We start from the raw sequence: 10,886 nt of genomic DNA, 5'->3' as shown, positions 1-10,886 counted from the left end.
CCCCGACCAAGGTGCCGCAGGAATATCTCGATCTAGCCGACGTACTCGAACTGCCCCCGCTCAAGACCAACATGACGCTCACGCAGTTTCGCGTCAGCACAAAACTGGACCTCTCGGTAAACCTGAGGTAACAGGACATTTGAAAACCGCTGAAACCCTTGCTACTACAGGGTCTCAGCGATTTTTACACTCGATATCTCCCAAAGTCAAGAACATGGAAAGCAGTTTAGCACTTGCAGGATTATATCCGAGTATAGAGAAAGATTACGAGAATATAGAGGGATCACAGGTGAAACAAAAAGAACCGTCCCTTTTGTTTTTAGTCCCTTTTGTTTTTAAGGTGGAAGGGTGAAGGGTATGCAGTTGCTCTTAGATGAGCTGATTGTTAAGTACAAACCTCGCACGTCGGAAGGGCGACTGGCGAGCTATATCCCGGAGCTTAGTAAGGCGGACAAAGGAGCCTTGGCCGTGGTTGTGGCGGGCGCGGCGGGAATTGCGGCCAGTGCAGGCGACACGCGCGTGCGCTTCACTTTGCAGAGCGTGTCTAAGCTGTTCGCTCTAGCCTTAGCGCTCCTTGATAACGGCACTGAGACGGTGTTTAGCCGCATTGGCATGGAACCTACCGGCGACTCCTTTAATTCACTGATGCGGCTAGAAACGTTTAGCTCTCTAAAACCAATTAACCCCTTAGTAAACGCCGGTGCTATCGCCACTACGGCGCTGATTAAGGGTAATTCGGTTGCGGAGAAGTTCAGTCGTTTGACTGAGTTTGTCCGCGCGCTAGCTCCGGACTGCTACGTAGGCTTTAACGAGGCCGTGTACCGGTCTGAGTCTTTGTCTGGCGACCGCAACCGCGCCATCGCCTATTTTCTGCGCGACATAGGCGCGCTAGAGGGCAGCGCCGAAGAATCCCTCGACCTCTACTTTCGGCAATGTTCCCTAGAGGCAGATTGCTTTACACTCGCGACGTTAGCTAACGCTTTGGCGGGCTGCCGCGATACGACACTGCTTCCGCGGCAATACTGCCGCATTATCCGCACTTTTATGTTTACGTGCGGCATGTATAACGCGTCGGGCGAGTTTGCAGTTAAGGTTGGGTTCCCCGCCAAAAGCGGTGTCTCCGGCGCTATTCTGGGCATAGTCCCGGGTAGCCTAGGCCTAGGGGTGTACGGACCCTCCCTCGACCCAAAGGGCAACAGCGTGGCCGGCGTTGCGCTGTTGGCGGAACTAAGCGAGCGCGCGAACCTCTATTTGCTCTAGCCTACTTGCCGCCGCGCCGCAACACCTTGCCCGGCAAGGCACCGCTGTGCTCGCCGTTCTCGATTACTACAGTCCCGTTTACCATGACTAGGTCGATGCCGCGCGGGTAGGCATGCGGTTCGCTATAGGTAGCGAGCTCGGCTACAGTCGCCGGGTCAAACATTACGAGGTCGGCGTAAGTCCCGGGGCGCAACAAGCCGCGGTCGTACAGCCTAAAGCGCTGCGCCGCGAAGCTGGTCATTTTGCGCACGGCCTCCTCTAGCCTTAACACGCCGCGTTCGCGCACGTAGGTGCCGAGCACGCGCGGGAAAGTACCGTAAGCGCGGGGATGAGGTTTACCGGCAGAAAGCGGGCCGTATGTCGCGCGTAGCGTAGCGTCAGAGCCAATCATGACCAAAGGGTGCTGCATTACATATTCCACGTCCGCTTCGCACATAGCAAATCGGACCATGGCGACGTCGAAGTTCTCGGCGAGTAACAGGTCTAAGCACGCCTCTAGCGGTTCTTTGCCCACCATATGGCTAATCTCCTGCAGCGTGCGCCCTTCAAAGCGCTTGTTCTCCTCCTTACGGCAAGAGGCGATAAGCAGGTTGTCCCACCGTTCATTTGCCGCCTGAATCTCCCCCACAATCTTGCCCCGCGTAGATGGGTCAAGCAGGCGTTCCCGCATCGCGGCAGTACCCCCGGCGTGCGCCCACTGCGGAATTACTACCTTTAGCCCGGTGCTGGTGGCGGTGTAGGGATATTGGTCTAGCGTTACGTCTATGCCTTGCTGCCGCATGTCTTCCACTAAAGCCAGTGACTCTTTAACCAGGCCGAAATTTTGTTCGCCACACACCTTGTGGTGCGAAATGTGTACAGGCAGTTTGGCTTGGCGGCCTACATCGATTGTTTCTGCCACCGAAGCCAAAAGCCCGCCCCGTTCGTCGCGCATATGTGAGGCATACAAGCCGCCGTATTTTGCCACTACTTTGGCCAAAGCCACGATTTCTGCGTGCGTACCGTAGGAACCCGGCGGGTAGATTAGCCCGGTCGTGAGGCCGTGCGCGCCGGCCTGCAAAGCAGCCTCTGTCAGCACACACATTTGCCTTAGCCCTTCTACCGTAGCCTCGCGGTCGGCAAGTCCCATCGCCACAGCACGAATATTGCCATGACCCACGAGCGGCACTACGTTCACCCCAAGCCCCTGCGCTGTAAGCAGCTCGAGGTACTCGGCAAAACTCGCGTAGGCTTCGGTGTGGTCGCTCTTCGCCTCACGCGGCGCGGCCGAGCTGCCGCACTGACCGATGACTTCCGTAGTGACGCCTTGACGCACCTTGCTTTCTGCCTGGGGATTCTTAAAGAAGGCTTCGTCGCTATGCGAATGCGCATCGATAAACCCCGGCGCGACTACACGTCCGGCCGCGTCAATCACCCGTTGCGCGGGTGTATCTACCTGACCAAGCTCGGCGATGCGCTCCCCTAAAACTCCAATGCTGCCGTAAAACCACGGCGCCCCGGTGCCATCGACTAGGCGGGCGTTTTTAATTACCAAATTTAGCATCGTGCATTCCTCCTCTAAATTGCTTAACTACTACCAGTCTATAAGAAGGAGCAGATAAGGTCTATGTGGCCATTTGTAGAGAGCCGCTATCAGCGCATAGTGGCTGTAGAACATGACACGCTCAATGACTGCTTTGTCCTCTATGAGCGTAAACCAGACGGACATGTCACTAGCTTCACCGTAGCTAGTCGGCACTACTTTATCGTCGACGACATCTCCGCCCTGCCAGGCAAAAACCTTGATATAACCGAGCTCAGCGGCCCTCACCCCCTGCGCTATCTCGTGCGCTGCCAAAACTACAGGGAGCACCTTGAACAGGTTAAGGGCGTGCGCCGGGCGGGGAAACACCTGTGGCACAGAAACGCCGCCCTAAGCTTTCTGATTCGCAGCCAGACCGCGCTGTTTGCGGCGATGCGGCCACATGACCTTAAAGTAGCCGCCGTAGACCTTGAAGTCTATACCAGCAAGGCTAAGTTGTTTGCCGACGCGAACGACCCCGACGACCGGATTATCTTGGCCACCGTCGCCGATAACCGCGGGCAGTCCTTTTTATTTGACGCTCGCACGCTCGGGGAAGAAGGCCTGATAGCAGCCCTGTGTCAGCTCATTTGCCGCGAAGACTATGACGTGTTGGTCGGCCACAACATCACCGGTTTCGACCTCCCCTATCTTACCACGCGCGCCGCACGGCACAGACTCCCCCTAAATCTCGGGCGGGACGGCGGGCCTTTGTTTGCGCGTGAGGGAAGGCGGCAGATGGGTTTACCCGCGAGCGCAGACTACTTTGTTTTTGGCCGCCATATAGTCGATACGCTACCACTCCTCATTCAGTGGGACACAACTCACCGCACGCTAGCGAACTTTCAGCTAAAGGAAGCCGTGCAGGCGCTAGGGCTCGGCGTTGACCGCCGTGACTTTGACCGCGGTGAGATTTCTCACCTGTGGGACAAGGGCGAACAGCGCCTCTTGGACTACGCGGTAGCCGACGCGCGAGACTCGCTTGCGCTCTACAACTTCTTGATTCCTGCTTTCTTCTACCAGACACAGCTGCTCCCGCTTACCTTGCAGCAGTGTGTCAATACGGGAACTGGGTCGAAAGTAGACTTAGCCATGGTGCGGGCGTACCTAGAGCGCGCCCATAGCCTGCCTTTACGTCAGGAAGCGTCTGGCGCAGAAGCAAGCGGCGGGCTTACCGAGGTGCGCAGTCTTGGTTGGCATAGCCGCGTGCATAAAGCCGATGTAGCCAGCCTCTACCCAAGCATCTGCCTTTCTTTCAAGTGTAAGCCCCGCACGGACAACCTAGACGCTTTCCTTGGACTTTTGACGGAACTTACCGCCAGGCGTCTGGCAGCCAAAGAAAACCTAAAGAACTTACCCCTAGGCACTCTCGAATACCGCGCCGCCGACGCGCTGCAAAACAGCCTTAAAGTCCTAATCAACAGTTTCTACGGCCTGCTTGGCGCGGCGGGCCTCCATTTTGCGGATGCCGAGGTAAGCGGCGAGATTACGCGGCGCGGCCAAGCCATCCTCTTAAGTATGGCCGCTAACGCCGAACATGCTGGCGGCACGGTGGTGGAACTTGACACAGACGGCGTCTATTTTACTCTGCCTGGGCTAGGGCACCAGCCAAGCGAGATAGCCGCGCTGATTGGCCGAGGGCTTCCGGCAGGTATCAAGGTGGAGTACGAGGGCTACTTCGACCATATGTACTCCTATGCCGCCAAGAACTATGTCCTCTTTGGCAAAGAAGGCATCACCCGTAAAGGGGTAGTGTTTCGCTCCCGCCGCCTCTATGGCCTACAGGAAGGGTTTATTAAGGCAATCATTCGGTGTTTAGCAGCAGAAGATGTCCCCTGCCTAGGCGACACGTACAGAAGTTATGCCCTGCGCCTTCGCCAGGGCGGCCTGACACGCGATGAAGTCACAAGCTATGTCAGCGTTGATACGACCTGGGAGGACTACGCTGCCCACATAGCCGCGGGAGGCCCCCGTACACGCGCCTTCGACCTAGTGGCAGAGCGGCCCGACCGCGCGCGCTGGGCGCTGAAATCCCGCATCTACTATTACCACGCGCAGCACGGGCAACTAAAGCTCAGCGAAGACTATACTGGCGACTACGATATCCGCCTCTATCTCGAGGTGCTTGAAAAAACGGCAGAGAAGTTTCTCTACCTCCTGCCGCCGCTAGATTGGCATCGCGTGTTTAGTGAGCTAAGTATCTCCCGCGAGGAGGCAGCGAGAATCAAGCTTTGGAGTTTCCGTCCATCGCCTGAGGTGCTTAGAGAGTATGAACGCGTGCAGAAGCGCGACTTTCAGTTGCGGTTGTTCTAGGGCGAAACCTAGAGCGTCATCTCTCGTATTACTTAAGAAGGAGTGGAGGCCGATGTGGAAACGCATGTTGGTGCGCACGGCTGTTGCACTATTGCTGGCGCTTCTGGCGGTAGTGTTGTTTGACTACTTTTCTTGTCAGGCGACGAAGCTTCCTCTGCCACATACGGCGGCCCTCAGAACGCACGTCACAAGTGACGTATGGGAAGGAAGCGAGCTGCAGGCACGCCGGTTAGCTAACGGCTACGCTGTAACCCTTAACCGCCGCAGTGCGGATGGCCGCATGATAAGTCACCGCTACGAAGTGAGCGACGCGCTGGAAGTTAAGGAGCTAGGCGTAAGCCTCACCTATCCGCCGGCGAATGCCGTCAACATCCTGCTGGCGCTGACCCTAGGGCTGATACTTAGCGGCTACGCTGCCCTAACTTGGTTCACGCGGCGCAAACGGAGATAATGTAACAGGGGAGTGTTCACCACAGAGGCACTGAGAGCACAGAGAGGAAGAAGAAGGCACAATACCCACCCTGGCACGTACTCCTTCACTCAAACCTCTGTGTCCTCTGTGACTCTGTGGTGAATCCACGCTCTGCTCTCAGTCAAAATCTATAGGCGCGGGGATAGTTATTTGCTTTATGGCTTCTATGGCGAAGTCGTCGGTCATGCCCGCCACATAGTCGGCGATAATACGCACGGCTGGCACCGCATTGGCCTCATAGATGTGCCGCATACCGCGCAAAAACTCGCCAAACTGCGCGTCGAGGCGAATTGCCCCATGCGCATAGGGCGGCAAATCCCATCCTTGCCGCGTGAAGAGATCTAACAAATAGTCAAACACACCTTCGATAATGCGCTGGCAAAACACGCGGTAGCGCTCCATGCGGGGGTGACGGTAGATGCGCTCTTTGTTAAAGGCGTAGAGCCGCAGCACCAATTCGTTTTTCTCGTCGGAAAAGCCGACGTAATCTTTCCCCGTCGACTCCTGCACTACATCGGCGACAAGCGTGCCGATAATCTGCCCGTTTGAACTGCCCAGCGCCTGCCTCACTAGGGGGTCTACCTCCGCTAGGGTGACAAACTTAGCGGTAATCGCGTCTTCTAAGTCGCGCCCGAGATAGGCTATTTTGTCGGCGAGGCGCACGACACAGCCCTCGTAGGTATTGGGAGCGAGCCCGCGGTCTTTAACTTCAGCCAGTATCTTTGGGAGAGGCTCCGGGGCAAGGCGTTGTTCAAAACGCTCTCCACAGTGACTAATTACACCGTCGCGCACTCCATACGTCAGGTTAAGCCCTGCCCCGTCGTGCGCTAACACATCTACCACGCGCAGACCGTGCAACTCGTGGATAAAGCCGCCAATCTCCGTCGTCCTGTTGTGCAGCACGCGTTCGCCTTCGTGTCCGAAAGGCGCGTGCCCCAAATCGTGTGCTAAGGCAATCGCCTGCGCCAAGTCGGCGTCGAGCCCAAGCGCCTTACAAATAGTTACGGCAATCGTGGCCACGTGCAGCACATGCTCAATGCGTGTGCAGACGTGGTCGTTTTGTGGCGCATAAAAAGCTTGCGTCTTGTGCTTGAGACGGCGAAAAGGCGTGGAGTGGATGATGGCCGTGACGTCGCGAAAGTAGTCGCCGCGCAAGTCGGCCTCGCGTGGGTAAGCGCGCGCCCGCAGTAGAGCAGGTGGCAGTGGATTTAGCATGGACTTCCTCCCTTCTGTGCATGGAACGTTTATCCATGGAGAGAATAGGCGTAGGAGGTGGAAGAGTGGTGAGCCTGTGGGAGAAGATTAGCGCGTGGTTGACCAAGGGGACATCCCAAGATACAGCGACAGCCGCCGTTCCCCTGCAAGGATACGCAGAAGACCTTACTTACTTTCAGGAACTGTTCAGGCAGGCGCCCGACTTTACGGTACGCGAGTTTCGCCTCGGCGTCGCCGGGAGGAAAATGGCGGCTCTATACCTGCGTAGCCTGGCCGACGAAGCGCGCATCGCGGCGGAAGTTATCCTGCCGCTCTCCGGCCTTACCGCGCTGGTCGACCCAACTCCAAAGAGTAGCGGCACAAACACCCTCCGCAATCTCTTGACATGTGGGACGATTACCGAAACTGACACACAGGACGACGCACTAAACCGCTTGTTGCTTGGCGAAGCGATTGTCTTGGCGGATGGGCTTAAGTCAGCCTTGGCTGTCGACGCCCGCGCTTACCGCGGCCGCAGCGTCACTCATCCCGAAATAGAGACCACGGTCTTTGGCCCGAAAATCGCCTTTGTCGAAGACTGCGAACTTAACCTCGCGCTCGTGCGCCAGCTGATACGCACGCCTCTGCTCCGTATAGAGACGTTTACGCTTGGCAAACGCAATCCACGACGCCTCTTAATGCTCTATATAGACGGCTTGGCCACAGCGGATACCGTAGGGCAGTTGCGCCAAAAGCTCTCGTCAGTCGATGTCGCCGGTTTGCTCCAGACAAACTACCTGACCTCTCTGCTCGGGGTTACTCCATGGTCACCCTTCCCCCAAGCCATCCAGTCCGAAAGGCCGGATCGTGTGGCCGGAAATCTGCTGGAAGGCCGCATCGCGCTCTTCTTAGACGGCTCTCCGGAAGCCTTAATTCTGCCGATGGGGTTTAGCGACCTCTTTCAAAGTCCGGCCGACTACTTCGACCACTATGCGGTAACGAGCTTAATGCGGGCATTTCGCCTGCTGGCGTTTCTTATCGCTACCACACTGCCCGCGCTGTATGTGGCTATTATAACGTACAACTACGAGCTCTTACCAACCGACTTGCTCTTTGCCGTAGCCGCGGCGCGTGCCGGCATACCCTTTCCGCCGGCGGTTGAATCGGTACTGATGTTAGTCCTAGTCGATATTCTCCAGGAAGGGACGCTGCGCATACCTTCGAAAATCGGTCAGACGGTGGGCGTCGTAGGCGCATTTGTGCTGGGGCAAGCGGTGATTCTCGCCCGCCTGGTGAGCCCCCTCCTTGTCATCGTCGTCGCTATCACCGTAGTTAGCTCATTCGCTACACCCGACTACCGCGTAGTAGGTCTGACGCGGGTACTCAGGTATGTGCTGTTGGCGGCGGCAGCCGTTCTGTCGGGCATAGGTATTACGGCGGTCTGGACGGCGATTTTCATTCATATGGCTTCTCTAGAAATATTAGGGGTGCCATACCTGCGCCCCTTTGCTCCCTTGCGCTTATCTAGCTTTTCGGACTTTGTATTTCATAAGCCCTACCGAGGATTCACCTCCGAACAAAATAGGCGGATACAGGGGAGTGACCAGTGAACCCAAAACCGTCTGTCACCGGCTTTCAACACGGCATGTTGATTATAAGCGCACTGATTGCCAACGGCATTTTCTCGCTGCCGCGCGTAACGGCCGAGGAAGCCGGACGCTCGGCGTGGGTAGCGGTGGCGGTTGCGGGCTTGGCGGTGCTTCTTGTGGCCCTTCTCTCCAATCGTTTGGCCGGTCTTTTCCCCGGCGAAGATCCCGCACAGTGGAGCACCAAGCTTATGGGACCGCTCCTTGGGCGCATCTGGCTCCTCTTGTACCTCGTTAAGGCGTGTTTTTTTGTCATCCTGACGATGCGTATATTTTCGGCCATTATTACCAACCGCATGTTGACGCACACCCCAAGCACCGTCTTTGCTACCATTATCTTAGTACTCTCGGTGCTGGCGGTATCGGCCGGCATTAACAGCTTAGCCCGCTTGGCGGAGCTTAGCGTCATGCTCTGGTTCCCGCTGATGACGCTCCTAGTCGTACCCTTAGTGGCCGGGCATATGGTCCACCTGCGGCCCGTCTTTGGCGACGCCGATGTCGGCAGTTTCCTAGCCGGGGCGATAGCCGCGGCCTATAGCTATGCGGGCTTTGATATTCTCCTCTTTAGCTACCCGCATCTGCGAAAACCAGAAGAGTCTGTTCGTGCCGTGCTGTGGTCGATAGGTTTAGTGACAGCCGTGTATACTCTGACCACAGTGGCGGCCATCGCCTTTTTTGGCCTTGAACACCTGACGCGTTTGTTAGTCCCTACACTCGTTATGCTGAGCATCGCCGAGACCAGTGTAATCGAGCGCTTCGACAGCTTGGCCCTGTTTATGTGGATAGGCATGGTCGTGATGACTTCCGGCACGCAGCTCTATATGGGCACGCGCCTTATCCAAGGGTTGGTACCGAAAGCATGCTTCCGTAAGACGGCGGTTTTTCTCGGTTCATTCCTGCTAATCGCCTCGTGGGGCGAGACACCGCTGCGCGAGCTGATTACCTTAGCCGACCTCCTTGGCACTTTCGACCTCTCCTTTTTTACGCTGAGCGCCGTAATTCTGCTGCCGCTTGGCTACTTCGCCCTAAGGAAGCGGCAAAAGCAATGAAGAAAGCCAAGTGCCTTTTGGTGCTAGGACTTATCGTCATCTCTACCCTGCTTAGCGGCTGCTGGGATGCTCTTCCCGTAGAGAGAAGAGCGTTTGTAACTAGCTTAGGCGTAGATTGGCTGCCGGAGGCCCCGCACCTAAATGTAACGATTGTCCACCCGCTGATGGAGGAGAGGCGTATGCGGGAAAACCGCGTATTGACCATTCGCGCCCACAGCGTGAGCGAAGCCTTAACGCTTTGGAACCATACCAACGGCCAGCATCTCTCCCTAGCCGTGTTGGGAGTGCTTGTGATCGGAGAAGCGGCGGCTAAACAGCCGCTGTCGCCGGTACTAAACGACCTCTGCGCACATCCTGATTTTAGGCTCGGGGCACATGTAATTGTCACGCGGGGTACGGCGCAAGCGCTCCTGTCTGTGCAACCTCCCGCGCACCAGCTTATTTCCGTACACTTAAGAAGCCTGTTAGACCGGGCCATCTTCAGGCGGGACGCCCCGCGCACCACAGTTTCGGCGTTTATTACGCATATGATGATGCCGGGGATGGACGCCATGACCGCACTGGTCAGCCCCATCGGCACGCTAGACCGTAGGCAGGCCGAAAAAGAGGCGGAGGCAGCCGCGCCAAACGGTCAGCAGGCGGGCGGAGGAGGAGGTGGTGGTGCCGGTGCCGGCGGTGGCGGAAACGGCGGAGAAACCGCGCCGCGCCCTCCGCAGGAAGACGTGCAGGTGGTAGGCGCCGCTATCTGGCAGGGCGACAAGGTAGTCGAGACACTTACTTTGCCCGAAGCCCAGTTTGTGTACCTAGCCATGGGTAAGGCGAATCGCCTGATGGTAAACGTCATGTTTCCGCCGGACGAGAGGCTGTTCCCTAAGCAAAGTGCCATGGTTCTAAGCATGGAGTCCGTAACAGCTAACTGGAGTCTTGAAATGGTGCAAGAAGTGCCGCATTACACTTTGCGGCTTCAGGTACGACTTAGCCTGCACAACTATGCGGGTGATGTTGACTTAAGCAAAAAAGATAACAGCGCGCTGCTGGAGAAGATGATTGGCGACGTACTGCGGCAAAACACGCTGCAGGCGGTACAGAAGGTGGCGGCTACAGGCGGCGACCCACTGCGCCTCGGGCAACTTATGCGCAGGCAGTACCCAGAGCTTTGGAACAGCAAGGAATGGCGCAACAAAATCCAAACGGCGCAGTTTACGGTTAAAGCAGAGGCGCAAATACGCAATATTGGTCTGGAGCTGCTAAGGCTTGAGCCGGTGGATAAGTGATGACGGGCGCACTTTGCACTTTGCACTTTGCACTTAGTGGACGGGGGGGCTGCTGGTAGAGGGAAGTGCCTAGTGCCCAGTGCTCAGTGCCCAGTAGAGCGGCGTCGCGGCTGTGTC

At 56.9% G+C, this 10,886-nt stretch carries 8 protein-coding genes; 6 read left to right on the top strand and 2 right to left on the bottom strand.

Going from position 1 to position 10,886, the window contains the following annotated elements; genetic code table 11:
- Positions 1 to 357 precede the first annotated feature (357 nt).
- Positions 358 to 1,260 (top strand): glutaminase A, encoded by a 903-nt coding sequence (glsA, locus tag KGZ66_08080; GenBank protein MBS3985550.1) that lies wholly within the window; start codon positions 358 to 360, stop codon positions 1,258 to 1,260.
- Between the two features lies 1 nt (position 1,261).
- Here the strand turns inward: glsA and KGZ66_08075 are convergent, their stop codons facing one another.
- Complete coding sequence (locus KGZ66_08075) at positions 1,262 to 2,803, bottom strand: D-aminoacylase (GenBank protein MBS3985549.1); 1,542 nt, start codon at positions 2,801 to 2,803, stop codon at positions 1,262 to 1,264.
- 63 nt (positions 2,804 to 2,866) lie between these two features.
- Between KGZ66_08075 and KGZ66_08070 the strand changes: the two genes are divergently transcribed.
- Together KGZ66_08070 and KGZ66_08065 are read left to right on the top strand one after the other, a co-directional pair.
- Positions 2,867 to 5,134, top strand: coding sequence for a hypothetical protein (locus KGZ66_08070; GenBank protein ID MBS3985548.1), 2,268 nt, complete (start codon positions 2,867 to 2,869; stop codon positions 5,132 to 5,134).
- Between the two features lie 52 nt (positions 5,135 to 5,186).
- Positions 5,187 to 5,585, top strand: a complete 399-nt coding sequence (locus KGZ66_08065; GenBank protein MBS3985547.1) for a hypothetical protein — start codon at positions 5,187 to 5,189, stop codon at positions 5,583 to 5,585.
- Positions 5,586 to 5,723: 138 nt separating this feature from the next.
- Here KGZ66_08065 and KGZ66_08060 read toward each other — a convergent pair whose 3' ends face one another.
- Positions 5,724 to 6,821 (bottom strand): HD domain-containing protein, encoded by a 1,098-nt coding sequence (locus tag KGZ66_08060; GenBank protein ID MBS3985546.1) that lies wholly within the window; start codon positions 6,819 to 6,821, stop codon positions 5,724 to 5,726.
- 65 nt (positions 6,822 to 6,886) lie between these two features.
- Here KGZ66_08060 and KGZ66_08055 point away from each other — a divergent pair, with 65 nt between their 5' ends.
- The 3 genes from KGZ66_08055 to KGZ66_08045 are packed head-to-tail and all read left to right on the top strand — an operon-like array spanning position 6,887 to position 10,769.
- A complete protein-coding gene (locus tag KGZ66_08055; protein ID MBS3985545.1) occupies positions 6,887 to 8,410 on the top strand; it encodes a spore germination protein in 1,524 nt (507 codons plus the stop codon).
- Complete coding sequence (locus tag KGZ66_08050) at positions 8,407 to 9,495, top strand: GerAB/ArcD/ProY family transporter (GenBank protein ID MBS3985544.1); 1,089 nt, start codon at positions 8,407 to 8,409, stop codon at positions 9,493 to 9,495. Before KGZ66_08055 ends, KGZ66_08050 begins: the two co-directional genes overlap by 4 nt.
- Entirely contained in the window at positions 9,492 to 10,769 is a 1,278-nt protein-coding gene (locus KGZ66_08045) for a Ger(x)C family spore germination protein (GenBank protein MBS3985543.1), read from the top strand. Before KGZ66_08050 ends, KGZ66_08045 begins: the two co-directional genes overlap by 4 nt.
- Positions 10,770 to 10,886: the final 117 nt, after the last annotated feature.

The sequence above is a fragment of the Selenomonadales bacterium genome (assembly GCA_018335585.1).
Lineage (GTDB): Bacteria > Bacillota > UBA994 > UBA994 > UBA994 > UBA994.
The sequence above is the reverse complement of the archived record's forward strand: the minus strand, read 5'-3'. Positions and strand labels throughout refer to the sequence as shown.

Excerpts from the sequence above, each read along its gene's own strand:
- KGZ66_08065 (MBS3985547.1), top strand. The coding sequence starts at position 5,187 with ATGTGGAAACGCATGTTGGTGCGCACGGCTGTTGCACTATTGCTGGCG.
- KGZ66_08045 (MBS3985543.1), top strand. The coding sequence starts at position 9,492 with ATGAAGAAAGCCAAGTGCCTTTTGGTGCTAGGACTTATCGTCATCTCT.
- KGZ66_08070 (MBS3985548.1), top strand. The coding sequence starts at position 2,867 with ATGTGGCCATTTGTAGAGAGCCGCTATCAGCGCATAGTGGCTGTAGAA.
- KGZ66_08075 (MBS3985549.1), bottom strand. The coding sequence starts at position 2,803 with ATGCTAAATTTGGTAATTAAAAACGCCCGCCTAGTCGATGGCACCGGG.
- glsA (MBS3985550.1), top strand. The coding sequence starts at position 358 with ATGCAGTTGCTCTTAGATGAGCTGATTGTTAAGTACAAACCTCGCACG.
- KGZ66_08060 (MBS3985546.1), bottom strand. The coding sequence starts at position 6,821 with ATGCTAAATCCACTGCCACCTGCTCTACTGCGGGCGCGCGCTTACCCA.